General features: G+C 70.3%; 14 protein-coding genes. 4 read left to right on the top strand and 10 right to left on the bottom strand.

Annotation, left to right across the window (positions count from 1 at the left end; genetic code table 11):
* Positions 1–14 precede the first annotated feature (14 nt).
* From F5972_RS25800 to F5972_RS25790, 3 genes are all read left to right on the top strand, one after another.
* Complete coding sequence (locus tag F5972_RS25800) at positions 15–452, top strand: RpiB/LacA/LacB family sugar-phosphate isomerase (protein WP_150936710.1); 438 nt, start codon at positions 15–17, stop codon at positions 450–452.
* 53 nt (positions 453–505) lie between these two features.
* Positions 506–2,551, top strand: coding sequence for a molybdopterin-containing oxidoreductase family protein (locus F5972_RS25795; RefSeq protein WP_150936708.1), 2,046 nt, complete (start codon positions 506–508; stop codon positions 2,549–2,551).
* Between the two features lie 90 nt (positions 2,552–2,641).
* On the top strand, positions 2,642–3,091 hold the full coding sequence (locus F5972_RS25790; RefSeq protein WP_150936706.1) for a hypothetical protein: 450 nt from the start codon (positions 2,642–2,644) through the stop codon (positions 3,089–3,091).
* Between the two features lie 3 nt (positions 3,092–3,094).
* On the opposite strand, the gene F5972_RS25785 is transcribed toward F5972_RS25790, so the two are convergent.
* Both F5972_RS25785 and F5972_RS25780 read right to left on the bottom strand, forming a co-directional pair.
* Positions 3,095–3,472 (bottom strand): VOC family protein, encoded by a 378-nt coding sequence (locus F5972_RS25785; RefSeq protein ID WP_150936704.1) that lies wholly within the window; start codon positions 3,470–3,472, stop codon positions 3,095–3,097.
* Positions 3,473–3,513: 41 nt separating this feature from the next.
* Entirely contained in the window at positions 3,514–3,759 is a 246-nt protein-coding gene (locus F5972_RS25780; protein WP_150936701.1) for a CBU_0592 family membrane protein, read from the bottom strand.
* Positions 3,760–3,981: 222 nt separating this feature from the next.
* Here F5972_RS25780 and F5972_RS25775 point away from each other — a divergent pair, with 222 nt between their 5' ends.
* Positions 3,982–5,805 (top strand): acyl-CoA dehydrogenase, encoded by a 1,824-nt coding sequence (locus F5972_RS25775; RefSeq protein WP_150936699.1) that lies wholly within the window; start codon positions 3,982–3,984, stop codon positions 5,803–5,805.
* Here the strand turns inward: F5972_RS25775 and F5972_RS25770 are convergent.
* The 8 genes from F5972_RS25770 to pdhA form a co-directional block, all read right to left on the bottom strand.
* Positions 5,802–7,292, bottom strand: coding sequence for a sodium:solute symporter family protein (locus tag F5972_RS25770; RefSeq protein ID WP_150936697.1), 1,491 nt, complete (start codon positions 7,290–7,292; stop codon positions 5,802–5,804). The genes F5972_RS25775 and F5972_RS25770 overlap by 4 nt on opposite strands.
* 392 nt (positions 7,293–7,684) lie before the next feature.
* Positions 7,685–7,978 (bottom strand): Dabb family protein, encoded by a 294-nt coding sequence (locus F5972_RS25765; RefSeq protein WP_150936695.1) that lies wholly within the window; start codon positions 7,976–7,978, stop codon positions 7,685–7,687.
* A 119-nt stretch (positions 7,979–8,097) separates the two neighbouring features.
* Positions 8,098–8,997: a hypothetical protein gene (locus F5972_RS25760; RefSeq protein WP_150936693.1), complete on the bottom strand. Its 900-nt coding sequence runs from the start codon at positions 8,995–8,997 to the stop codon at positions 8,098–8,100.
* 76 nt (positions 8,998–9,073) lie between these two features.
* On the bottom strand, positions 9,074–9,541 hold the full coding sequence (locus F5972_RS25755) for a hypothetical protein (RefSeq protein WP_150936691.1): 468 nt from the start codon (positions 9,539–9,541) through the stop codon (positions 9,074–9,076).
* Between the two features lie 250 nt (positions 9,542–9,791).
* Positions 9,792–21,710, bottom strand: coding sequence for a DUF7507 domain-containing protein (locus tag F5972_RS25750; protein WP_150936689.1), 11,919 nt, complete (start codon positions 21,708–21,710; stop codon positions 9,792–9,794).
* Positions 21,711–22,205: 495 nt separating this feature from the next.
* Entirely contained in the window at positions 22,206–23,609 is a 1,404-nt protein-coding gene (locus tag F5972_RS25745) for a dihydrolipoamide acetyltransferase family protein (RefSeq protein ID WP_150936687.1), read from the bottom strand.
* Positions 23,610–23,622: 13 nt separating this feature from the next.
* Positions 23,623–24,597: an alpha-ketoacid dehydrogenase subunit beta gene (locus F5972_RS25740; protein WP_150936685.1), complete on the bottom strand. Its 975-nt coding sequence runs from the start codon at positions 24,595–24,597 to the stop codon at positions 23,623–23,625.
* On the bottom strand, positions 24,594–25,685 hold the full coding sequence (gene pdhA / locus F5972_RS25735) for a pyruvate dehydrogenase (acetyl-transferring) E1 component subunit alpha (RefSeq protein WP_225311858.1): 1,092 nt from the start codon (positions 25,683–25,685) through the stop codon (positions 24,594–24,596). Before pdhA ends, F5972_RS25740 begins: the two co-directional genes overlap by 4 nt.
* Positions 25,686–25,810 lie beyond the last annotated feature (125 nt).

Below are 25,810 nucleotides of genomic sequence, written 5' to 3'. Positions count from 1 at the left end.
CCAGAATTAATGGCATGTATATATCCCTGGCCTCGGACAGCCTCGACGGGATCGCGCCGGTGCTGGCCGCCGAGCTGGAAAGGCGCGGCCATACAGTCACACTCTATGGAGCGCTGGCGCCGGACGGCCGGGCCGACTGGGCCTGGTGTTGCTCCAGTGCCGCCAGGGACGTGGCGGAGGGCCGGTCGGACCAGGCCGTCGTCTGCTGCTGGACCGGCACCGGCGCCTCCATCGCGGCCAACAAGGTGGCCGGGGTGCGGGCGGCGCTGTGCGCCGACGCCGTCACCGCCGCGGGCGCCCGGAGGTGGAACGACGCCAACGTGCTCGCCCTCAGCCTCCGCCTGACCTCCCGGCAGGTGCTGACGGAGATCCTGGACGCCTGGTTCGCCGCCGCGCCCAGCACCGAGCCCGAGGACACCGCCAACATCGCGTACCTGCGGGAGATCCACTGAAGCAGCGGGGACGGCGAGGGGACGGTTGACGGCGGCACGCTAACGTCGGGTCCATGAGCACGTCGCTACCCATCCTCGGCGCCTGTCCGCTCGACTGCCCCGACACCTGCTCCTGGGTCGTGACCGTGCGCGACGGCGAGGCCGCCGCGCTGCGCGGCAACCACGACCACCCCTACACGCGCGGGGCCCTGTGCGTGAAGGTGAACCGCTACCTGGAGCAGGTCCGCGCGGCGGACCGGATCCTCCACCCGCTGAAGCGGGTCGGGCCGAAGGGCTCCGGCCGGTTCGAGCGCGTCCCCCTGGACCAGGCGCTGGCGGAGATCGCGGCGAGGCTGACATCGATCGTCGAGGAGCACGGCGGCGAGGCGATCTGGCCGTACCAGGGCACCGGGACGCTCGGGTACGTCCAGGGCGAGACGGGGCAGGCCGGGCGGCGGTTCTGGAACATCCTCGGCGCGTCCCGGCACGACCTCAACATCTGCGCGCGGGCGGGCAACGACGGCCTGCGGTACGTCAACGGGACCCCCGGCGGCATGGACCCGGAGACGTTCGCCCAGTCGCGGCTGATCCTGCTGTGGGGCACCAACACGCTGACCAGCGGGCACCACATGTGGAAGTTCGTCCAGGACGCCCGGGCCGCCGGGGCGTACGTCGTCGCGATCGACCCGGTTCGCACGCGCACGGCCGACCAGGCGGACGAGCACCTGCCCATCCGGCCCGGCACGGACGCCGCGCTCGCGCTCGCCCTGCTGCACGTCGTGCTGGAGGAGGGCGCCGAGGACCGCGCGTACATCGAGGAGCACACGACCGGCTGGGACGAGTTCGAGGCGGAGATCCGCAGGCATCCCCCGGCTCTCGTCGCGGAGATCACCGGGCTGCCCGAGGAGCGGATCAGGGCCCTCGGCGTACGGCTCGCGCACACGCGGCCGACCGGCATCCGGGCCACGATGGGCATCCAGCGGCACGAGGGCGGCGGCACCGCGATGCGGACGATCGCCTGCATCCCGGGCGTGACCGGCGACTGGCGGCACCCGGGCGGCGGGGTGGCCTACTCCACCTCGGCGTACGCGCCCGCGGGCCCCGACCCGCGCGACGACCTGCTCCCCCACCCGGTGCGCACGCTCACGATGACCCGGCTGGCCGACGGGCTGGACGAGTCGGTCAAGTGCCTGTGGGTCTACGCGGCCAACCCGCTCGGCTCGACCTCCGACCAGAACCGGATCAGGGCGGCGCTGGCGCGGGAGGACCTGTTCACGGTGGTGATGGAGCAGTTCCCCACCGACACGGCCGACTACGCCGACTACGTGCTGCCCGCGACCATGCAGATCGAGCACCTGGACGTGCACCACGGCTACGGGCACATGTACATGGTGTGGAACGAGCCCGCCGTCGCGCCGCCGGGCGAGTGCCTGTCCACGACCGAGACGTTCCGCCGGCTCGCCCGGCAGATGGGCCTGACCGAGCCGTCCCTGTACGACACCGACCTCGAACTCGCCGGGCAGACGCTCGCCCAGGCCGGGATCCCGCTGGAGGAGATCCGCAAGCAGGGCTGGGCGCGGCTGCCGGCGGCCGACCCGTTCGTGCCGTTCACCGGCGGCTTCCCGACGCCGAGCGGCCGGCTGGAGTTCGCCTCGGAGCGGGCCGAGGCCGCCGGGCTGCCGCGCGTCGCGGGGTACGTTCCCTCGCTGACGGCCCGTACGGCTCCGGCCGACCGGCCGTACCCGCTCGTGCTGGTCACTCCGGCGTCACACACGTTCCTGAACACGATTTTCGGCAACAACCCCGAACTGCGCAGGCGGTCGAAGGGCCCGCGCGTGCTGGTCAACCCGGCCGACGCGGCGTCGCGCAATCTCGTGGACGGGCGGCCCGCCCGCGTCTTCAACGGCAACGGGGAGTTCCGGGCGTACGTCGAGGTCAGCGACCGGGTCGCGGCGGGGGTGGTGGCCGCGCCCAAGGGCCACTGGCCGAAGCACGCGGCCGGGGCCAATCCCAACGCGGTGGTCGACGAACGCGACGCCGACATGGGCCGGGGCGCGGTCTACCACGACAACTTCGTCGACGTCGCCCCGCTGCCGGAGGGAACGGCACTGGAGGGATAGGGGTTCCGGGGGACCTGTCCAGGGGGCGTCAGGGGCTGTTCAGGGACTTCCCCGATGCCGCCGGACGGCCTGGACAGGCACGCTGTAACCATGAACGAACTCACCCGAATGGACGAGATGTCCCTGGCCGGCGCGGCCCTGCGCGGCGCCCCCTGGCGAGCCGCGGCGACGGCCGGCGGGGCGGTCGCCGCCACGAGCTTCATCCTGGGCGTCATCCTGCCCGGACCGGCGGACCTGACCTGGGCGCTGTGCTCGGGGATCACCCTGTTCGCCCTCGTCGCGGGGATCGGCTCGATCTCCAAGCCGAACGTGGGCGACCGGGTGACCCGGCAGGCCCGCCACTGGGCGTTGCGGCACCCCTGGCGCTTCTCGCTCTACCCGGGGCTCGGCGCGGCGGCCCTGATGTATCCCGTACAGCTCGTGATCGACCGCGAGGGCGTCTTCGGCGCGGCCTGGGACGCGCTGTGGGGCGGCCTGCTCGTGCTGCTGGTCACCGCCGTCTTCACGCTCTCCATGCGGAACCGGGCCAAGGGCGCCTGAGTCTCAGGACTCCCGCTCCGCCGCGCTGCGGCACACGCAGAGTTCGTTGCCCTCGGGGTCGAGCAGCGTGACCCAGCCCGTGCCCTCAGGGGTGCGGTGGTCCTCGTACGGCTTGGCCCCGAGCGCGAGCAGCCGCTCGACCTGCTGGTCGCGGGTGCCGTCACCGGTCGGGTTGACGTCGATGTGGATCCGGTTCTTGACCGTCTTGCCCTCGGGCACCCGGATGAAAAGCAGATGCGGAGGACCGTCCGGGCGGTCCAGCATGACCTCGTCGTCTTCGGGCTCGGAGTCGGCGAGCGGCCAGCCCAGGGCCTCGCTCCACCACTGGGCCAGCTCGTACGGCCGGGCGCAGTCGAAAGTCACCGTGTGGATCTCAAGCATGCGCCCACCCAACCGCGACACCATCAAAGGTGTCAAGCCGGTTATGTGACCATCCGCCGCGGCCGGAGCGATCGGACGAGGCCGGCCGCGGAGACCACGGCCCACACCCCCTCCAGCAGCAGGAACCCCCAGTCGGCGTCCGCGTACGCGAGCCATGCGAGCACCGCCGAGCCGACGAGGTTGAGCGTGAGGTAGATCTTCGACCGGCCGTCCAGGACGTTCAACTGGGAGAGCAGGAACGCGCCGAGGACGAGTACGGCGCCGGCGATCTGCAGAAGCTGGTTCATATCCCTTCGCCCGCCGTCTTCGCCGCTCCGGGTACGGCAGGCACCTCGTCCGGGAGGACCGCGAGCCGCGCCCCTCACAACCCCAACATATCTGTTGTGCGGGAAGATTCGCGCGATCTGTGGTGGAGGCCATGGATATGCCGGGTTACCGACGGGTAGCATTCGGGCTAGAGTTACCGACCAGTACGTTACCCCCGGGTTCGGTTCTAGGAGCGCACACAGATGGGTCACTACAAGAGCAACCTCCGCGACCTGGAGTTCAACCTCTTCGAGGTGTTCGGGCGCAGGGAGATCCTCGGTACCGGCCCCTTCGCCGAGGTCGACGAGGACACCGCCCGCAGCGTGCTGGACGAGGTGAACCGGCTGGCCACCGGGCCGATCGCCGACTCCTTCGAGGACGCCGACCGTCACCCGCCCGTCTTCGACCCGGCCACCCACGACGTGACCATGCCGGAGAGCTTCAAGCGGTCGTACCAGGCCTGGGTGGACGCCGAGTGGTGGCGCCTGGAGCTGCAGCCGGAGCTGGGCGGCACGCCCGCTCCGCGCAGCCTCGTGTGGGCGATGGCCGAGATGGTGCTCGGGGCCAACCCCGCCGTGTGGATGTTCGCCTGCGGCCCGGCGTTCGCCCGCCTGCTGTTCGAGCTCGGCACCCCCGAGCAGAAGCGGTTCGCCGAGATCGCCGTCGAGCGGCACTGGGGCGCGACGATGGTCCTGACCGAGCCCGACGCGGGCTCCGACGTCGGAGCCGGCCGCACGAAGGCGATCGCGCAGCCCGACGGCACCTGGCACATCGAGGGCGTGAAGCGCTTCATCACCAGCGGCGAGCACGACATGGCCGAGAACATCTTCCACCTGGTGCTGGCCCGTCCCGAGGGCGCCAAGCCCGGCACCAAGGGCCTGTCGATGTTCCTCGTGCCGAAGTTCCTGGTCGACGTCGAGACCGGCGAGCTCGGCGAGCGCAACGGCGTCTACGTCACCAACGTCGAGAAGAAGATGGGCCTCAAGGTCTCCACGACCTGCGAGCTCACCCTCGGCGAGAAGCACCCGGCGATCGGCTACCTGGTCGGCGACGCGCACGACGGCATCCGGCAGATGTTCATGATCATCGAGAACGCCCGCATGATGGTGGGCGCCAAGGCCATCGCCACGCTCTCCACCGGCTACCTGAACGCGCTGGAGTTCGCCAAGAACCGCCTCCAGGGCGCCGACCTCACCCGCGCCGGCGACAAGACCGCGCCGCGCGTGCCGATCACCCACCACCCCGACGTACGCCGCGAGCTCATGCTGCAGAAGTCGTACGCCGAGGCCATGCGGGCGCTGGTGCTCTACACGGCGACGATCCAGGACCAGATCCAGATCGCGGAGTTCGAGGGCCGCCGCGACGAAGCCGCCGAGGCGCTCAACGACCTGCTGCTCCCGCTTGTCAAGGGCGTCGGCTCCGAGCGGTCGTACGAGCTGCTCGCGCGCTCGCTGCAGACGCTCGGCGGCTCGGGCTTCCTGCAGGACTACCCGATCGAGCAGTACATCCGCGACTCGAAGATCGACTCGCTGTACGAGGGCACGACCGCGATCCAGGGCCAGGACCTGTTCTTCCGCAAGGTCCTGCGGAACCAGGGCGCGGCGCTGGGGTCGCTGCTCGGCGAGATCAAGGCGTTCGCCGCCTCCGGGGCGGGCAACGGGCGGCTCAAGGTCGAGCGGGCGCTGCTCGACGAGGCGGCCGACGAGGTCAAGGCGATGGCCGACACGTTGGCCGGCTGGGCGATCTCCTCGATGGAGACGCCGCGCGAGGTCTACAAGGTCGGGCTCAACACGACCCGGTTCCTGATGGCGCTCGGCGACCTGGTCCTCGGCTGGCTGCTGCTGCGCCAGGCCGAGGTCGCGCTGAACGCGCTGTCCGGGTCGGAGCAGGACAAGGACTTCTACACGGGCAAGGTCGGGGCGGCCGCGTTCTTCGCCCAGACCGTGCTGCCCCGCCTGGCCGCCGAGCGCCGCGTGCTCGCCGCGACCGGGCAGGACCTCATGGACCTGCCCGAGAGCTCCTTCTAGGATGCGGCGGTCGCGTCGGTGTTGACGGTGGCGAGCAGTTCCTCCCGCTCGGGGGTGTTCTCCGGGCGGAGGAAGCCGATGACCGTGAAGAGCACCAGCGAGGTGGCCACCGGCGCGGCCGTCGCCACGGCGGTCGAGACGCCGCTCACGCCGTAGTTGGTGAGCCAGAAGACGAACAGGCCGGCGGCCCACGAGACCAGTGCGGCCGTCGGCCCGGACCGGCGGAACGCCGGCAGCATGCCGAGCAGCAGCGGGATCGAGATCGGGCCGATGAGCCCGGCCACCCACTTGATGACGACCGTGATGATGTCCTTCAGCACCGGGCTGTTGACCTGGGTCGCCACGGTCATCGACAACGCGATGAACGCGACCGTGGTGACCCGGGCCGCGATCAGGCCGGCCCGGGTGTCCCAGGCGCGCGCCGCCCGGGACAGCACCGGGATCACGTCGCGGGTGAAGACCGAGGCGATCGCGTTGGCGTCCGAGGACGCCATCGCCATCGTGTGCGAGAAGAAACCGGCGATCACCAGGCCCAGCAGGCCGTGCGGGATGAGCTGGGTGGTCAGCAGCGCGTAGGAGTCACTGGCGTCGGGCTTGTTCGCGTGGACCAGCAGCGGCGCGGCCCACATCGGGAAGAACAGCAGGAGCGGCCAGACCGCCCACAGCGCGGCCGACAGCCGGGCGCCCCGGGCCGCCTGCCCCGGCGTCGGCGCCGCCATGTAGCGCTGGGCCTGGTTCCACATGCCGCCGTTGTACTCGAACGTCTTGATGAACAGGAACGCCAGCAGGAACGTCACGGTGAACGGCCCGTTGAGCGGCTGCGCGTGCCCGGCCGGGAGCCGGTCCCACATGCCGCCGATCGCGTCGACGCCGCCGAGCTTCCCCAGGACGGCGACCAGCATGACGACGCCGGCGAGCAACTGGATGACGAACTGCCCGAAGTCGGTGAGCGCGTCGGCCCACAGGCCGCCGACCGTGCAGTAGACCGCGGTGACAGCGCCGGTGAGGAGGATGCCCTGGTTGAGCGACAGGCCGGTGAACGTGGACAGCAACGTGGCGATCGCGGCCCACTTGGCGCCGACGTCCACAATCTTGAGCAGGCCGCCGGACCACGCGAGCGCCTGCTGCGTCGGCACGTTGTAGCGCCTCGCGAGGAACTCCAGCGGCGAGCTGACCTTGAGCCTCGACCGGATCCGGTTCAGCCGCGGCGCGAACAGCACCGAACCGACGGCGATGCCGATCGCGATCGGGAAGGCCCAGGTGACGTAGGAGGTGACGCCGTACAGGTAGGCGACCCCGGCGTACCCGGTGAACATGACGGCGCTGTAGCCGGACATGTGGTGCGAGATGCCGGCCAGCCACCAGGGCATCTTGCCGCCGGCCGTGAAGAAGTCGCTGATGTCGCCGATGCGGCGGTGCGAGTAGATGCCGATCGCCACCATCACGACGAAGTAGCCGCCGAGAACATACCAGTCCACGTGGTTCACGCGCGTCGAACCTCCGGCTGAACGCGCGGCACTCCGTTCCGGCAACCGCCTGGCTCCGTAACGATGCGCTCGCCTTCCCGCCGCGGTCAATGGCGGGTACGCAGGTCACAGCCGCAGGGCGAGGAAGCGCCAGTCAGCGGCCCAGGTCAGAGTGTGTTCACATTTGCGAACGGACTTCGCGTATCTGAATCGTTATCGGGCGCGGCCTTGATCCCACACAGAGAAGAGGGTGAAAGTGTGCGGCGGAACGAGATTTCAGCAAGCGGCACAGTACGGACCTGTCACCGCCTGGCATCGGTGATCGTCCGGCAGGGCACGTGCGCGAACGGCGGGACGAGCGGCGCTGTCCGCTCGCCCTCGGTCGTTCCGTGCCCGGGGCGCGTTGCCCCGGATCAGACTGCGTACTGCACGGCCGTGCGGGCGGCGAGGATCGGCGCGATGCACTCCTCGACCACCGCCAGGTGGGCCGGGTGGTCCCGGTAGACGACGTAGTCCTCCGGGGAGTCGAAGAGGGCCGTCACGGCGAAGGAGAAGTTGCCCTGGTTGACGCCCGCGTCCGGGCCGATCTGGTAGCTCCGGATCTCGGGGATGACGCCCGGCAGCTCGTTGAGCCGCCTTTCCACCTCCGCGCCCTGCTCCTCGGTGGCGTCGTCGGTCCACTTCAGCAGCACGATGTGGCGGAACATGCACTCTCCCTGGGACGGGACGCACGCGGCCCGGTGACCGCGCTCTTCACGGCGCTCATCCTCTCATCCCCCGTGCCTGACGATCTCCCGCGCCCCCGCCGTCTCCGACGGTGCGGACGTCAGAGCCAGTGACACTCGACGGAGGCCCGGCCGCGCCGTGCCACGAGCCACTCGCCGAAGGCGGCCTCGCCCGCCGCCGCCAGCGTCTCCGGATCGTCCCGTGCCGCCCGGCGCTCCAGCACGACGCCGGTCAGATAACCGTCGCCGTACGGGACCGGGCCCACCAGCGTGTCGAGACCGGCGTGGCGCAGCGGCGCGGGCAGCTCCCCGGCCCACCGCTCGCCCACCGTCACCACGGCCTGCCGGTAGCCGGTCAAGGCGGTGACGCCGCGGAGCAGCTCGCCGTTCACCGGTTCCGAGCCCGTCACCCACAGGGCGCGTACGCGGTCGAAGTCGGCGCGGTGGGAGGCGAGGTGGCCCGGCCCGAGCTCGGCCTGTTTGCGCCGCCGGAAGCGGCGCCGCCGCGCGATTCCGGCGACGAGCGCCTCGAACTGCTCCCCGGACCACGGCGTCTCGGCCAGCCAGGCGAGCGTGGCGGCCCGGTCGTGCAGGCCGCGCCGGGCGCGAAGCTCCGCCACGGCCTCCCGCAGGTCGCCGTCCTCCAGCGGCTCGACGTCCTCCACGAGCTCACGCGGAGGGAGGCACCGCTCGGCGACCTCGTCCGGCCCGTCCGGCCGAGGTCGCTCGCCTCGGGGCACCGACAGCGCCACCACCCCGCCGTCGGGATGGCGCAGCAGCAGGCGGTACTCGTCGCGGTCGCCCGGGACGAGGCGGGGGCGGGCGCCGGGATGGCGACCGGCCCACTCCTCGATCGCCTTCCCCGCCTCGGAGAGAGGCGTGGCACGACGGCTCAGGGCGCGCAGGATGTCCGCGCCCTCGGCGAGTACGGCGGTGAACCCGGCGATCGTCGCCGCTCCCCCGTCTCGCGTCGCGAGCGGGCCGTGGTCTCCACGAATCACGGTAGGGAGGCTAGGAACCCGTGCTTGAGTGTCACTGGTTGCGATCTTGCAGACGGCTTGTACGCCCCGGGTCGGCTCAGGTCTCGACGCTGATGCCGGGCATGGGGCAGAGCATCTCGCCCTCGGTGTGGAAGTGCTTTGACGCCTTCCAGGGAACCGTCTTGCCCGGCGGAACCGTCACGCGTGCCTGGGCGAAGTCGAGCGTGGTCGCCTTCTTCGTGGTGAAGTAGACGACGATCTTGTAGGTGACGGCCTTCTTGCCGGGGTTCTTCGCCGTTCCCTCCGCACCCCAGCCACCCGGGACGGACGCGCACTTGGTCTGCACGACGTTCTCCCGGACGCTCGGCTCGTTCGCGACCTTCGTCGGGAGGGGATTGGCCACGACCTTCGCGGCGGACGCCTCCGGGGCGGGCTGCTTGTGCGCCGCGGCGGACGTCTGGGGCGTGGCGTGCCCGCCCGCACCACAGCCGGCGACCGCCGTGGCGGCGAGGACCGCCAGCGCGAGGGAGCGCACCGCCGAAGGTGCCGTTATTCGCATGCTCATTGACGACTCCCGCAGTATCGGTGGATTTGGGGTATTCGAATTTTTGTCAGCCATGCCGTTCATTCCGGCGTGTGCAGAGCCGGCGACGAACAACGGATATCACACCGCGCATTGCCAAAAGGCGGTTCACCCGCTCGCCCGGTTTTCCTTGAGCCTTTTTGGCGTTGATTTTTACGGCCCTTCTCATGGCGCCTTCTCATGGCGAAGGTCCGCCTCCCCGTGAGGGGAGGCGGACCTTGGTTGTGATGCCTTACAGCCGTCGCCGGGCCGGCCGGTTGACGGCCTTCACCGCTTTCGGGCTGCCGCTGCCACGGCCGTGGTGTTTCCGGCCGGGATGGGCCGGGTTGGCGACCATCGGGCGGGCGATCGGGTGAGCCATTGGGCGGGCGATCGGGCGGGCGGAGTTCGCGCCCTGGCAGGTGCCGGTCTGCGGTGCGCGGACCGGTGAGACCTGCACCCCGCCGGCGGGTGCCGGGCCGACCAGGTTATTGACCAGCTTGCGGTCACCGGACGGCTTGGCGAGCTGCACCGCGTAGGTGATCAGCGCCTTCTGGTAGGGCTTCAGCTTCCCCTTCCAGGTCAGGGCCGTGGGCGTGTTCGACAACGCGCCGTCGCTGGCCTTGCCGCCCAGGAACCTGGCGTCGTCCAGGATCCCCGACAGGTCGTTGGTCACGCTGGTCTCGGTCGTGGCCGGTGTGTTGTTGAACACCGTGAACCCGTAGTTGGCGACGTTGCCCAGCCACCTGTTCCGCGGGCAGGTGAACCTCGGCGTCAACGGCACCGCCCAGATCACCCGTACCGTGGTGGTCGACGCGTTGGAGCCCACGATCTGCCCGGACGGGATCGCGCCCGCCGCCACGGCGGTGTTCACGACCGACCCCGCGCTCGCATCATCCTGGGTGGTGGCGTAGGTGCCCACGCAGGTGGTCCACCGCCCCGGCGCGAGAGTGGTCACCGGGCAGGTCACCGCGGACAGCGTCCCGGTCCCCGAGAACTCCACCTCGTCGACCACCAGGCCGCTGACCGTGACGTTGCCGGTGTTGGCGACCGCGAACGAGTACGTCACCTCCTGGCCCACTCCCGAGACCGTGGCCGGGTCGGCCGACTTCACCAGGGTCAGCCCCGGCGCCAGGACCGCGGTCACCGTCGTCGTGGACCGGTTGGAGCGCACCGCGCCTTCCACCGACGCCGCCGTACCCACCGCCACGGCGGTGTTCACGATCGACCCCGCGTCGATGTCGGCCTGCGTGACCGTGTACGTGCCCGTGCAGATGGTCGACTCCTCCGGCGCCAGCGACGTCTCCGGGCAGGACACCTTCGACAGGCTCCCGGCCCCCGAGAACTCCTCCTCGTGGACCCGTAGATCGCTCAGCGTGACGCCGCCGGTGTTGGTGACCTCGAACGAGTACGTCACCTGCTGACCCGCCCATGTCACCGTCGCCGGGTCGGCCGACTTCACCAGGCTCAGCTCAGGATCGGCGAGCACGTCCACCGTCGCCGCGGACGGATCGGAGTACACCCCCAGCCCCCACGGCGGCATCCCCCGCACCTTCGCCCGGTTCACGATCGCGCCGGCGTCGATGTCCGCCTGGGTGACCGTGTAGGTCCCCGTGCACGTCATCGACTTGCCTGGTGCCAGCGACCTCGCCGGACAGGTGACGACCGGCGGCCTTCCCGTGCCGGAGAACGACGTGTCCACCACCGTGATGTCGTCCAGCGTGACGTTGCCGGTGTTGGTGACCCGATAGGAGTACGTCACCTTCTCACCCGCCTTCGACACCGTCGACGGATCGGCCGACTTCACCAGATCCAGCCCCGGATCCGACGCCACCCTGACCGTCGCCGTGGACGGATCAGACGTCCTCGCCGGACCCTCCGGCGGGAACCCGGACGCCGTCGCCGTGTCCACGATCGACCCGGCGTCGATGTCCGCCTGCGTCACCACGTACGTCGCCTTGCACGTCATCGAGATCCCCGGCGCCAGCGACGTGGCCGGGCACTCGATCATCGGCGGCCTCCCCGTACCGGAGAACGACGTGTCCACCACCGTGATGTCGTGGAAGGTGACGTCACCGATGTTGGTGACCAGGTAGGAGTACGTCACCACCTGACCCGCCTTCGACACCGTGGTCGGGTCGGCCGACTTCACGATGCTCAGCTCAGGATCAGGCGACACGGTCACCGTCGCGGTGGACGGGTTCGAGTCGACGGCAGGACCCTCCGGCGGCGTCCCCGACGCCACCGCGGTGTTCACGATGTTGCCGTCGTCGATGTCCGCCTGGATCAGCGTGTACGTCCCCGTACACGTCGTCGACGCACCCGGTGCCAGCGACGACACCGGACATCTCACCACCGGCGGCGTCCCCTTACCCGAGAACGCCGTGTCCACCGCCGTAATCCCGCGCAGCGCGACATTCCCCGTGTTAGTCACCAGGTACGAGTACGTGACGACCTCACCCGCCGCTCTCACCGTGGCCGGACTCGCCGACTTCGTCAGCGTCAGAGCCGGCGCCGAGGTGGCCGTCACCGTCGCGGTGGACGGGTCCGAGCCCACGGCGGGACCCGATGGCGGCGTCCCTGTGGCCACGGCCGTGTTCACGATCGACCCGGCGTCGATGTCCGCCTGCGTCACCGCGTACGACCCGGTACACGTCGTCGACACTCCCGGCGCCAGCGACGACACCGGACACGTGATCACCGGCGGCGTACCCGAACCCGAGAAGAACGTGTCCGCCGCCGACACCCCGGTCAGCGTCGTGTTCCCGATGTTCGTGACCAGGAGGGAGTACGTCACGACCTGGCCCGCCGCCGACACCGTCGACGGAGACGCCGTCTTCGACAGGGCGATCTGGTTGTCGGCCTGCACGGTCACCGTCGCCGTGGACGGGTTCGAGTCGACGGCCGGACCCTCCGGCGGCGTACCGGAGGCTGTCGCCGTGTTCACGATGTTCCCGTCGTCGATGTCCGCCTGCACCACCGTGTACGTCCCCGTACACGTCGTCGACGCACCCGGCGCCAGCGTCGTCACCGGACATGTGACCACCGGCGGCGTCCCCTTACCCGAGAAGGCCGTGTTCCGGACGTTCAGGCCGGTGAGGGTGACGTTCCCCACGTTCGTGACCAGGTGAGAGTACGTCACCGCCTGGCCGGTCCTCGTCACCGTGACCGGGTCGGCCGTCTTGTTCACGGTCAGTCCCGGGATGGGCGTCGCGACGACTGTGGCGGTGGACGGGTTGGACGTCACGGCCGGGCCGGACGGCGGCGTCCCGGAGGCCGTCGCCGTGTTCACGATCGACCCCGCGTCGATGTCCGCCTGCGTCACCGTGTATGTCCCCGTACACGTCGTGGACGCCTGCGGCACCAGCGTCGTCACCGGACACAGGATCGCCCGCGGTAGTCCGGTGCCGGAGAAGGACAGGTCGGCCACGCTCACATCGGCCAGCGTCGCGTTGCCCGTGTTGGTGACCTGATAGGAGTACGTCACGACCTGGCCCGCCGTCGCCACCGACGACGGAGACGCGGTCTTCAGCAGAGCGATGCCGGGAGCGACCTGCGCGGTCACCGTCGCCGTCGACGGGTTGGACGTCACCGCCGGGCCCTCCGGCGGCGTCCCGGTGGCCGTCGCGGTGTTCACGATCGAACCCGCGTCGATGTCCGCCTGCGTCACCGTGTAGGTCGCCGTACATGTCGTGGACGTCTGCGGTGCAAGCGTCGTCACCGGGCAGGTGACCACGGGCGGCGCCCCCCTGCCGGAGAAGGCGGTGTCAACCACGTTCAGGGTGGTCAAGGTAGTGTTGCCCGTGTTGGTGACCAGATAAGAGTACGTCACCGTCTGGCCGGCGGCCGTCACCGCACTCGGCGACGCCGTCTTCAGCAGCGCAAGTTGCGGTTCAGGCGGTGCGATCACCGTCGCGGTGGAGGGGTTGGACGTCACGGCCGGACCGCTCGGTGGTGCGCCGGACGCCACCGCCGTGTTCACGATCTCGCCGGCGTCGATGTCCGCCTGCGTCGTCACGTAGGTGCCCGTACAGGTGGTCGTCGCCTGCGGCACCAGCGTCGTCACCGGACACGTGACCACCGGTGGTGCCCCCGTACCCGAGAAGAACGTGTCCGTCGCCGTCACCCCGGTCAGCGTCGTGTTGCCCGTGTTCGTGATGCGGTACGAGTAGGTGATCGACCGGCCCGCGGACGACACCCTGGTCTGGGACGGCGTCTTCTCCAACACGAGCTGCGCGTCACGCGGAGCGTTCACCGTCGCCGTCGACGGATCCGACGACACCGCCGGACCTTCCGGCGGCGTCCCCGACGCCACCGCCGTGTTCACGACCGACCCGGCGTCGATGTCCGCTTGTGTCACCGTGTACGTCCCCGTACACGTCGTGGACGCGTCGGGCGCCAGGGTCGTCAGCGGGCACGTGATCGCCGGCGGCGTACCCGTGCCCGAAAAAGCCGTGTCCACCGCCGTCACCCCGGTCAACGTCGTGTTCCCGGTGTTCGTCACCAGATAGGAGTACGTGACCGTCTGACCCGCGGCCGTCACCGTGCTCGGCGACGCCGTCTTCAGCAGCGCCAGTTGCGAGCTCGCCGGAGCGTTCACCGTGGCGGTCGACGGGTTCGACGTCACGGCCGGGCCCGTCGGCGGCGTGCCCGAGGCCGTCGCCGTGTTCACGACCGACCCCGCGTCGATGTCCGCCTGGGTCACCGTGTATGTCCCCGTACACGTCGTCGAAGCGGACGGCACGAGCGTCGTCACCGGACACGAGATCGCCGGCGGTGTCCCGGTGCCGGAGAAGGCCGTGTCCACCGCCGTGACGCCGGTCAGCGTCGTGTTGCCGGTGTTGCTCACCAGGTAGGAGTACGTGATCGTCTGACCCGCGGCCGTCACCGCGCTCGGCGACGCCGTCTTCTGCAGCGCAAGTTGCGAGCTCGCCGGAGCGGTCACCGTCGCCGTGGACGGATTCGAGTCGACCGCCGGACCGGTCGGCGGCGTACCCGAGGCCACCGCCGTGTTCACGACCGACCCCGCGTCGATGTCCGCCTGCGTCGTCACGTACGTCCCCGTACACGTCGTCGAGGCGTCGGGGGCCAGGGTCGTCACCGGACACGTGACCACCGGCGGCGTACCCGTGCCCGAGAAGAACGTGTCCACCGCCGTCACCCCGGTCAGCGTGGTGTCCCCCGTGTTGACGATCGCGAACGAGTAGGTGATCGTCCGTCCCGCCGCCGGAATCGTGCTCGGGAACGCCGTCTTCTGCAGCGCCAGGCCGGGAGCCGCTGCGCTGGTCACCGTCGCGGTGGACGGGTTGGACGTCACCGCCGGGCCCTCGGGCGGCGTGCCCGAGGCGGTCGCGGTGTTCACGATCGACCCCGCGTCGATGTCCGCCTGCGTCACCGTGTACGACCCCGTACACGTCGTGGACGTCTGCGGCGCCAGCGTCGTCACCGGGCACGTGATCACGGGCGGCGTCCCCGTACCGGAGAACGACGTGTCCACCGCCGTCACCCCGGTCAGCGTCGTGTTCCCGACGTTCGTGACGAGATACGAGTACGTGACCGTCTGACCGGCCGACGACACCGTGCTCGGGTTGGCCGTCTTCTGCAACACCACCTGCGGAGTCGGCGGCGCGATGACCGTCGCGGTGGACGGGTTGGACGCCACGGCCGGGCCCGTCGGCGGTGTGCCGGTGGCCACCGCCGTGTTCACGATCGACCCCGCGTCGATGTCCGCCTGCGTCACCGTGTACGACCCCGTACAGGTCGTCGAGGCGGTCGGCACCAGCGTCGTCACCGGGCAGGTGATCACCGGCGGCGTCCCGGTGCCCGAGAAGAACGTGTCCGTCGCCGTCACCCCGGTCAGCGTCGTGTTGCCGGTGTTCGTGACGTGGTACGAGTAGACGATGACCCGCCCCGCCGCCGGCACGCTCGTCTGGGACGGCGTCTTCTGCAACGCCAGCTGCGCGTTACGCGGAGCGTTCACCGTCGCCGTCGACGGGCTCGACGTCACGGCCGGCCCAGTCGGAGGCGTACCCGAGGCCGTCGCCGTGTTCACGACCGAACCGGCGTCGATGTCGGCCTGTGTCACCGTGTAGGTCCCCGTACACGTCGTCGACGCGGTCGGCACCAGCGTCGTCACCGGACATGTGATCACCGGCGGCGTCCCGGAGCCCGAGAACGCCGTGTCCACCGCGCTCACCCCCGTCAGCGTCGTGTTGCCCGTGTTCGTGACCAGGTAGGAGTACGTCACCGTCTGGCCCGCGGCCGTCACCGTGCTCGGCGACGCCGTCTTCAGCAACGCCACCTGCGGGTCGGGCGGGGTGTTCACCGTCGCCGTCGACGGATTCGACGACACCGCCGGACCCGTCGGCGGCGTCCCCGTGGCCACCGCGGTGTTCACGATCGACCCGGCGTCGATGTCCGCCTGCGTCGCCGTGTAGGTCCCCGTACAGGTCGTGGACTCGTCGGGCGCCAGCGTCGTCACCGGGCAGGTGATCACTGGTGGCGTCCCGGTGCCCGAGAAGGCGGTGTCCGCGACCGTCACCCCGGTCAGCGTGACGTCCCCCGTGTTGACGATCGCGAACGAGTAGACCACCGTCCGTCCCGCCACGAACACCGTGGTAGGGAACGCCGTCTTCAGCAACGACAGACCGGGAGCCGCGGTGCTGCTCACCGTCGCCGTGGACGGGTTCGACGTGACGGCCGGACCCGACGGCGGATTCCCCGTGGCCACCGCCGTGTTCACGATCGCCCCCGCGTCGATGTCCGCCTGCGTCACCGTGTACGTCCCCGTACATGTCGTCGAGGCGGCCGGCACCAGCGTCGTCACCGGGCAGGTGATCACTGGCGGCGTGCCCGAACCGGAGAACGCCGTGTCCACCGCGTTCACCCCGGTCAGCGTCGTGTTGCCGGTGTTCGTGACCCGGAACGAGTAGGTGATGACCTGACCCGCCTCGGACATGCTGCTCGGGAAGGCCGTCTTCAGCAACGCCAGCTGCGCGTCACGCGGAGCGGTGACCGTCGCCGTCGACGGGTTCGACGTGACGGCCGGACCCGACGGCGGATTCCCCGTGGCCACCGCCGTGTTCACGATCGACCCCGCGTCGATGTCCGCCTGCGTCACGGTGTACGGCCCCGTACACGTGGTCGTCGCGCCCGGCGTCAGCGTGCTCACCGGGCAGGTGATCACCGGCGGCGTGCCCGTGCCCGAGAACGACGTGTCCGTCGCCGTCACCCCGGTCAACGTCGTGTTGCCGGTGTTCGTGATGTGGTAGGAGTAGACGATCGTCCGTCCCGCCACAGGCACGCTCGTCTGAGAGGGCGTCTTCTGCAACGCCAGGCCTGGAGCCGCAGCGCTGGTCACCGTCGCGGTGGACGGGTTCGATGTGACGGCGGGACCCGTCGGCGGAGCGCCCGAGGCGGTCGCCGTGTTCACGATCGCCCCCGCGTCGATGTCCGCCTGCGTCACCGTGTACGACCCCGAACACGTCGTGGACGCGGACGGCGTCAGCGTCGTCACCGGACAGGTGATCACCGGCGGCGTACCCGAGCCCGAGAACGATGTGTCCGCCGCCGTCACACCGGTCAACGTCGTGTTCCCCGTGTTCGTCACCAGGTAGGAGTACGCCACCGTCTGACCGGCCGCCGACACCGTCGTCGGGGACGCCGTCTTCTGCAACGCCAACTGGGCGTTACGCGGAGCGGTCACCGTCGCCGTCGACGGATTCGAGGAGATCGCCGGACCTGACGGCGGCGTCCCCGACGCCACCGCCGTGTTCACGATCGCCCCCGCGTCGATGTCCGCCTGCGTCGTCACATACGTCCCCGTACACGTCGTGGACGCACCCGGCGCCAGCGTCGACACCGGACACGAGAACACCGGCGGCGTCCCCGAACCGGAGAACGACGTGTCCACCGCCGTCACGCCGGTCAGCGTCGCGTTGCCCGTGTTCGTCACCAGCAGGGAGTACACGATCGTCCGCCCGGTCACCGACACGGTGTTCGGGAACGCCGTCTTCTGCAACGCCAGTTGCGCGTTACGCGGAGCGTTCACCGTCGCCGTCGACGGGTTGGACGTGACCGCCGGGCCGGTCGGTGGCGTGCCCGAGGCGGTCGCCGTGTTCACGACCGCCCCCGCGTCGATGTCCGCCTGGGTCACCGTGTACGACCCCGTACATGTCGTGGAAGCGGCCGGTGTCAACGTGGTGACCGGGCAGGTGATCACCGGCGGTGTACCGGTGCCCGAGAACGACGTGTCCTCCGCCGTCACGCCGGTCAGCGTCGTGTTCCCCGTGTTCGTCACCAGGAAGGAGTACGTCACCGTCTGGCCCGCGGCCGACACCGTGCCCGGAGACGCCGTCTTCAGCAGTGCCAGTTGTGAAGTCGACGGAGCGGTGACCGTCGCGGTGGACGGGTTGGACGTCACAGCGGGCCCGGAGGGCGGCGTGCCCGAGGCGGTCGCGGTGTTCACGATCGCCCCCGCGTCGATGTCCGCCTGGGTCGTCACATACGTCCCCGTACATGTCGTGGACGCGGACGGCGTCAACGTCGTCACCGGACAGGTGATCACCGGCGGCGTCCCCGTACCCGAGAACGCCGTGTCCACCGCGTTCACCCCGGTCAACGTCGTGTTGCCGGTGTTCGTCACCAGGAACGAGTAGGTGATCGTCCGCCCCGCCGCCGACACCGTGCCCGGAGACGCCGTCTTCAACAGGGCCACCTGCGCGTTGCGCGAAGCGTTGACCGTCGCCGTCGACGGGTTCGACGTCACCGCCGGACCCGTCGGCGGAGTGCCCGAGGCCGTCGCCGTGTTCACGATCGACCCCGCGTCGATGTCCGCCTGCGTCACCGTGTACGTCCCCGTACACGTCGTCAAGGCACCCGGTGTCAGATTCGTCACCGGACAGGTGATGACCGGTGGTGTGCCGGTGCCCGAGAACGCCGTGTCCACCGCGCTCACCCCGGTCAGCGTCGTGTTACCGGTGTTCGTGACCAGGTAGGAGTACGTCACGGTCTGGCCCGCCGCCGACACCGTGCCCGGAGACGCCGTCTTCAACAGGGCCACCTGCGCGTTGCGCGAAGCGTTGACCGTCGCCGTCGACGGGCTGGATGTCACGGCCGGGCCCGTCGGCGGAGTGCCCGAGGCCGTCGCCGTGTTCACGATCGACCCCGCGTCGATGTCCGCCTGCGTCACCGTGTAGGTCCCCGTACACGTCGTCGACGCGGACGGCACGAGCGTCGTCACCGGACACGAGATCACCGGCGGCGTTCCCGTGCCGGAGAACGCCGTGTCCACCGCGCTCACCCCGGTCAACGTCGTATTCCCGATGTTCGTGACCAGGTAGGAGTACGTCACGGTCTGGCCCGCCGCCGACACCGTGCTCGGCGACGCCGTCTTCAGCAACGCCACCTGCGCGTTACGCGGAGCGGCCACCGTCACCGTGGACGGATTGGACGAGATCGCCGGACCCGTCGGCGGCGTACCGGAGGCCACCGCCGTGTTCACGATCGACCCGGCGTCGATGTCCGCCTGCGTCACCGTATACGTCCCCGTACACGTCGTGGACGCACCCGGCACCAGCGTCGCCACCGGACACGAGAACACCGGCGGCGTACCCGTACCCGAGAAGGCGGTGTCCGCCGCCGTCACACCGGTCAGCGTCGTGTTGCCGGTGTTCGTGACCAGCAGCGAATACGTGATCGTCCGCCCTGCCGCCGACACCGTGTTCGGGAACGCCGTCTTCTGCAACGCCAGCTGCGCGTTACGCGGGGCGTTCACCGTCGCCGTCGACGGATTCGACGTCACCGCCGGCCCGAACGGCGGTGTGCCCGAAGCCGTCGCCGTGTTCACGATCGTCCCCGCGTCGATGTCCGCCTGCGTCACCGTGTACGTCCCCGTACACGTCGTGGACGCCCCGGGCGTCAACGTGGTGACCGGGCAGCTGATCACCGGCGGCGTACCGGTGCCCGAGAACAACGTGTCCACCGCGCTCACCCCGGTCAACGTCGTGTTGCCGGTGTTCGTGACCCGGAACGAGTAGGTGACCGTCTGACCGGCCGACGACACCGTGCCCGGAGAGGCCGTCTTCAGCAACGCGAGGGAGGAGATCTGCGCGGGGACGACGATCGAGCCGCTCCCGGAGGACTGGCCCGGCTGGGTCGGAGTGTCGGCACTGGCGTAGCCGACGGTCCCGGTGTTGGTCACCGTCGTGCCCCCCGAGGCGGGTGTGAGCACCACCCGGAACGTGACGGAGGTCGACTGTCCGGGCGCCAGCGTGCCCCCGGCGAAGGGAGTCGCGCCCGTGCCGAGTTGCACCTGGACCTGGTTGCCGACGAACTCGCCCTGGTCGTCGCCGACGGCGTCGGTCTTCGGACCGGCGTTCGGCCCTGACGCCACGACGATCGTCCCCGGGCTGTACGTGGCTCCGGCCGGGATCGGGTCGGTCAGGATCGTGTTGATTGAGTTGTCGTCGCCGGTGTTGGTCGCGGTGAGGGTGTACTCGACGGTCGAGCCCGGCGCCGGAGTCCCGCCCCCGACCACCTGAGCGGACTTGCTCACCTGGATGTTCGCCTGGTGCAGGTCGATCTGCGTGAAGAAGGCCGACGGCCAGTAGGAGTCACCCACCGTGCTGAAGGTGAACTGCGCCGAGGTGTCGTTGTTCCGGAACGCCGACGACGCGTCGATGACGCTCGAGTCGTACCCCAGCGTGTTCGTGTACGCGGGATTGCGGTTCGTCACCTGGCTGCCCAGGGTGGCGATCGTGGAGTTGAAGAAGTTGTCGGCCGGGTGCAGAGCGTCGCTGAGCGTGGTCTGCGGCCCGTTCGTCGACTTCACGGCCAGCGAGTCGCCGACGATGGCGTTGTCTCCGTCGAGAGCCACCTCGCCCAGAGTGACGTTCACCGGGCCGGTCGTGGGGGTCTGAAACCCGGACAACGTGATGGTGGTGGCGGGCGTGTTGTTCTGCTGGTTGAGGAACCCGTCGAACACCGCGATGTTCCGCAACGGCAGCGACGGGTCCCGGTAGGCCACCACCAGCGTCCACCCGCCGAACGCACCGAGATTGTCGAATCCCTGAGACGCCTGAACGTTGGCCACCGTGTAGGTGCCCGCTCCCGCCGCCGCCACGAGGGAGGTCACGTCCGCCGAGGCGCCGTAAACGATCCCGCTCGCGGTCACGTTGTCGGGGGTGTCACCGACGTCCGCGGCCGCCGCGCTGATCGTCTGGTAGCCGCTCGCTCCCGGCACCTTGATCAGCACCTGCCCACGCTGGGCGATGTTGGGCGCGAAGCGGTTGTTCGCCGGCAGGCCCGGGGTGTCGGTCGTGGTCTGGCCGCGCCCTCCCCAGTACAGCCGCGCGTACGCCACCTGGGCGCCGGCTGTCAGCGTGAGGTCCGCCGTGCTGGAGTCGAACGTCGAGGCGTCGGAGTCGACGTCGACATAGGCGGCCGCGACGTTGTTGTTGCCCACCCCGTTGCGCCGGGTCGCACAATCCGACACCGCCGGCGGGTAACAGGTGACCACCGCGTTCGCCACCCGGGTCACCGCCCCCCGGTAGTTGCCGAGGTAACGCTGGGAGAACGGCACCGGCGCCAGAAGCGCCTTCGACGTCCTGCGCAGCGACTCGGGTCCGCTCGCGGTCGCCGTCTCGGCGGCCGACCCGCGCCGGGCCGGTCGCCGCTCGGCTGCCATCCCCTCATCCGACGCGGGACCGGAAGCGGTCCCGGGCGTCGCTCCGGGCGTCGGGGCTTTCGTGGTGGGGGCTGTGGCGGCGGCGGTGACCGGCTGGGCGTCGGCCGGCACCGCCGTACTGGTGGCCTCACCGATGGCCGTGCCGGAAGCGCCGGCGGCTTCGGCGCTCGGGGCCATGTCGCGGCAGGTCCGTCCGGCGGTCGTGTCGACCATCGGGATGGTCGCCTGTTTGGCCGGCTTCTTGATCGCGTAACGCACCGTCACGCTGTCACCGGCCGGGAGGTCACCCGTCCACCTGAGCATCGGCTTGTGGAAGGACAGCGCGCCACCACTCGCCTGCGCCTCGCCCACCACCGCCTGCCCGGGAACGCCGGAGAGGTCCTCGGTGAAACCCGCCGCCTTCGCGTCCTCCCGACCGGTGTTGGCGATGAGCACGGTGACGTCCACGCGGTCGCCGTCCGTTCGCGACTGCTGCCGCAACCGCAAGGTCGGCCCCACCCGATCCGGGCCGCAGTCGATGACGACGGGCAGATCCCCGATCTTCGGGCGGAAAGTAGCGAAAGAGGGGAACACCAACGGCCCCAAACCAATCGCACACGCGACAGCGCCCACCACACCACCGGTGAAGAGTTTTCTGCGCATGCCGGACCTAGCCAGCAAATGGACCTCCCGGATCCTTCACGGCACAACAGCCGATTTCTAGGAGAAACGGGGGGTCACAGCTTCGCCACGTCCCGACCTTGATCGTGACGCTCGGAGGATATCCCTATGGGGAGGCGGTAAACATAATGCCAATTCCGGCGATGACCGCCGTACTCGGTCATATCTGAAACGCGGGTAGACATTTATCGGCTGACTGTGCCGATTTCTTGACGGTGTGAAAAGGGCACCGGCCCTCGCCGCACAGGTCGCGTTCGGCTCGCAGGCAGCGGAAGGGCCGGAGACCGCCACCGGTTTCCGGCCCTTCCGTATTCGTGCGTGTCAGCTCCAGGCGAGCATGCGCAGTGGATCTTCCAGCATGGCGCCGACGTCGCGCAGGACGTACGAACCGAGCTCGCCGTCGACCACGCGGTGGTCGAACGACAGCGCCAGCGTGGTCACCTTGCGGACCGCGAGCTGCCCGTCGACCACCCAGGGCATGTCCCTGATCTGCCCGACGGCGAGGATCGCCACCTCTCCCGGATTCAGGATCGGCGTTCCGGCGTCGACGCCGAAGACCCCCACGTTGGTGATCGTGATCGTGCCGCCGGTCAGCTCGGCCGGCTGGCACTTCCCCGCCCGCGCCCGCTCGGTGAGCTCGCCGAGCGCCCGCGCCAGGCCGGGCAGCGACATCGCGTCGGCGTCCTTGACATTCGGCACGATGAGGCCGCGGTCGGTGGCGGCGGCGATGCCGAGGTTCACGTAGTGCTTGACCACGATCTCCTCGCCGGTCCACGAGGCGTTCGCCATCGGGTGCCGCTTCACCGCCGTGATCAGCGCCTTCGCCACCAGGAGCAGCGGCGACACCTTGACCTCGGCGAACTCGGGCAGCGTCCGCAGCCGCCGTACGGCCTCCATCGTCTCGGTCACGTCGACCTGGAGCCACTCCGTCACGTGCGGAGCCGAGAACGCGCTGGCCACCATGGCCTGCGCGGTCGCCTTCCTGACCCCTCTGACGGGGATGTACTCCTCCCGCACCCCTGCGGCCACCGAGGTCGCGGGGGCGGGCGCCGCCACCGCGGCCTCCACGTCGGCCCGGGTGATCGACCCCTGCGGGCCGGTGCCGGTGAGGGCCGTCAGGTCGACGCCGAGGTCCCTGGCGAGCTTGCGCACCGGCGGCTTCGCCAGGACCTGAACCCGGGCCGACGCCGCGTGCCCGTTCGCGGGCGCAGGGGGCACAGAGGGCGAGGCGGGCGGGGCGGCCGTGGGGGCCGGTGGGGCGTACGCGGCCGGGGCCGGGGCAGCCGGGGTGGCCGAAACAGGAGCGGACGGAGCGGGAGCGGGCGGGGCGGGCTTGCGGGGGCGGCGGCGGGTCGCGGACGTCTTCACGCCGTACCCGACGAGCACCGGCTGGCGCTTCTCCTTCTTCGGCTCGGCGCCGTCTGCCACGTCCGGCACCAGGTCGTCCGCCAGCGCCTCCCGGCCGGCGTCGGCCGGGCCCTCGCCGTCGCCCGTACGGACCGAGATGATCGGGGCGCCCACGTCGACCGTCTGGCCCTCGTCGGCCATCAGGGCCGACACCGTGCCCTCGTACGGGCAGGGCAGCTCGACCACGGCCTTGGCCGTCTCGATCTCCACGATCGTCTGGTTGATCTTCACGGAGTCGCCCGGGGTGACGTGCCACCTGACGATCTCGGCCTCGGTCAGCCCCTCGCCGACGTCGGGGAGCCTGAACTCGCGGAGCATCAGATCTCTCCCCTCAGTACGCGAACGAGCGGTCGACGGCGTCGAGCACCCGGTCGAGGTCGGGCAGGTAGTGCTCCTCCAGCCGGGACGGCGGGTAGGGCGTGGAGAACCCGCCCACCCGCAGCACCGGGGCCTCAAGGTGGTAGAAGCAGCGCTCGGTGACCCGCGCCGCGATCTCGGCCCCGAACCCGGTGAAGACCGGAGCCTCGTGGACGACCACGCAGCGGCCGGTCCGCGTCACCGACTCGGTCAGCACCTCGGCGTCCAGGGGGTTGAGCGAGCGCAGGTCGATCACCTCGATGTCCCGTCCGTCCTCCTCGGCCGCCGCCGCGGCCTCCAGGCAGGTCTTCACCATCGGCCCGTACGCCACGAGCGTGACGTCCCGGCCGGGCCGTACGACGCGGGCGCGGTCGAGCGGCAGGCCGGGAGCGGCGAGGTCCACCTCGGCCTTGTCCCAGTAGCGGCGCTTGGGCTCGAAGAAGATGATCGGGTCGTCGCAGCGGACCGCGTCCTGGATCATGGTGTACGCGTCGGCGGGGTTGGAGCACGCGACCACCCGCAGGCCGGCGGTGTGGGTGAAGTACACCTCCGGCGACTCGGAGTGGTGCTCGACCGCCCCGATGCCGCCGCCGCAGGGGATGCGCACGACAACCGGCAGCTTCAGCGTGCCGAGCGAGCGCAGCGGCATCTTGGCGAGCTGCGTGATGATCTGGTCGGCGGCCGGGAACACGAACCCGTCGAACTGGATCTCGCAGATGGGCCGGTAGCCGCGCAGGGCCAGGCCGATCGCCGTGCCGATGATCCCCGACTCGGCGAGCGGCGTGTCGATCACGCGGTCCTCGCCGAAGTCCTTCTGCAGGCCGTCGGTCACCCGGAAGACGCCGCCGAGCTTGCCGACGTCCTCTCCCATCAGGAGGACCTTGGCGTCGTCCTCCATCGAGCGGCGCAGGCCCTCGTTCAACGCCTTGGCGAGAGTCAGTGTGGTCATCGCTCGAATCCCGCCAGGTAGGTCAGATACTGCTCGCGTTCCTCGTCGAGGAGTGCGTGGGCGCCCGCGTACACGTGATCAAAGATAGCCCCGGGCGGCGGGTCGGGCAGCGCGAGGCACCGGTCGCGCACGTCCTTGCCGAGCGCGTCGGCCTCCGCGTCGACCTTCTCGAAGAACTCCTGGTCGGCGAGCTCGTTCTTGAACAGGTACGCCTTGACCCGCTCGATGGGGTCCTTCAGCTTCCAGGCCTCCAGCTCGTTCGCGAGGCGGTAGCGGGTGGGGTCGTCGGAGGTGGTGTGCGCGCCCATCCGGTAGGTGAACGCCTCGATCAGGGTCGGGCCCTGTCCCTCGCGGGCGTTCCGCAGCGCGGCGCGGGTCACGGCCAGGCAGGCGAAGACGTCGTTGCCGTCGACCCGGATGCCGGGGAAGCCGAAGCCCGACGCCCTCTTGTAGAGGGGGATCTTCGACTGCTTCTCCAGCGGTTCGGAGATCGCCCACTGGTTGTTCTGGCAGAAGAAGACCACCGGCGCGTTGAACACCGAGGCCCAGATGAAGGACTCGTTCACGTCGCCCTGGGAGGTCGCGCCGTCGCCGAAGTAGACGATCGCCGCGGAGTCCCCGCCGTCGCGCTGGATGCCCATGGCGTAGCCGACCGCGTGCAGGGTCTGGGAGCCGATGACGATCGTGTAGAGGTGGAAGTTGTGCTCGGCCGGGTTCCACCCGCCGTTGTTCACGCCGCGGAACAGCGCGAGCAGGTTGACCGGGTCGACGTCGCGGCACCAGGCCACGCCGTGCTCGCGGTAGGTGGGGAAGGCCATGTCGGCGCCGGTGAGCGCCCGGCCGGACCCGACCTGCGCGGCCTCCTGCCCGAGCAGGGACGCCCAGAGGCCGAGCTCGCCCTGCCGCTGGAGCGCGACGGCCTCCAGGTCGATGCGGCGTACGAGGACCAGGTCGCGATAGAGGGAGCGGACCTCTTCGGCGGTCAGCTCGATGTCGTAGTCGGGATGCTCGACCCGCTCTCCCTCGGGGGTGAGCAGTTGGACGAGCTCCGGGGGTGCGTCGGCACCGCGAGGGGCGTGGGCTGTCACATGCCGCTCCTGTGCGTCTCTTGCCCCCCACGGGTGGGGTCGCCACCGCCGGAGGGCCGGATAGGGTCGGCGCACGGCCGCGGGGGTGGGGCGACCGGTCGCATATGCGGACATCGTGGCAGAAG

It is taken from the genome of Microbispora cellulosiformans (assembly GCF_008728085.1).
Taxonomy (GTDB): Bacteria; Actinomycetota; Actinomycetes; order Streptosporangiales; family Streptosporangiaceae; genus Microbispora; species Microbispora amethystogenes.
Note: the sequence above shows the minus strand (reverse complement) of the source record. Positions and strands in the feature narration are given on the sequence as shown.

Coding starts and splice junctions, on each gene's coding strand:
- F5972_RS25800 (WP_150936710.1), top strand. CDS start 15: ATGTATATATCCCTGGCCTCGGACAGCCTCGACGGGATCGCGCCGGTG.
- F5972_RS25795 (WP_150936708.1), top strand. CDS start 506: ATGAGCACGTCGCTACCCATCCTCGGCGCCTGTCCGCTCGACTGCCCC.
- F5972_RS25790 (WP_150936706.1), top strand. CDS start 2,642: ATGAACGAACTCACCCGAATGGACGAGATGTCCCTGGCCGGCGCGGCC.
- F5972_RS25785 (WP_150936704.1), bottom strand. CDS start 3,472: ATGCTTGAGATCCACACGGTGACTTTCGACTGCGCCCGGCCGTACGAG.
- F5972_RS25780 (WP_150936701.1), bottom strand. CDS start 3,759: ATGAACCAGCTTCTGCAGATCGCCGGCGCCGTACTCGTCCTCGGCGCG.
- F5972_RS25775 (WP_150936699.1), top strand. CDS start 3,982: ATGGGTCACTACAAGAGCAACCTCCGCGACCTGGAGTTCAACCTCTTC.
- F5972_RS25765 (WP_150936695.1), bottom strand. CDS start 7,978: ATGTTCCGCCACATCGTGCTGCTGAAGTGGACCGACGACGCCACCGAG.
- F5972_RS25755 (WP_150936691.1), bottom strand. CDS start 9,541: ATGAGCATGCGAATAACGGCACCTTCGGCGGTGCGCTCCCTCGCGCTG.
- F5972_RS25745 (WP_150936687.1), bottom strand. CDS start 23,609: ATGCTCCGCGAGTTCAGGCTCCCCGACGTCGGCGAGGGGCTGACCGAG.
- F5972_RS25740 (WP_150936685.1), bottom strand. CDS start 24,597: ATGACCACACTGACTCTCGCCAAGGCGTTGAACGAGGGCCTGCGCCGC.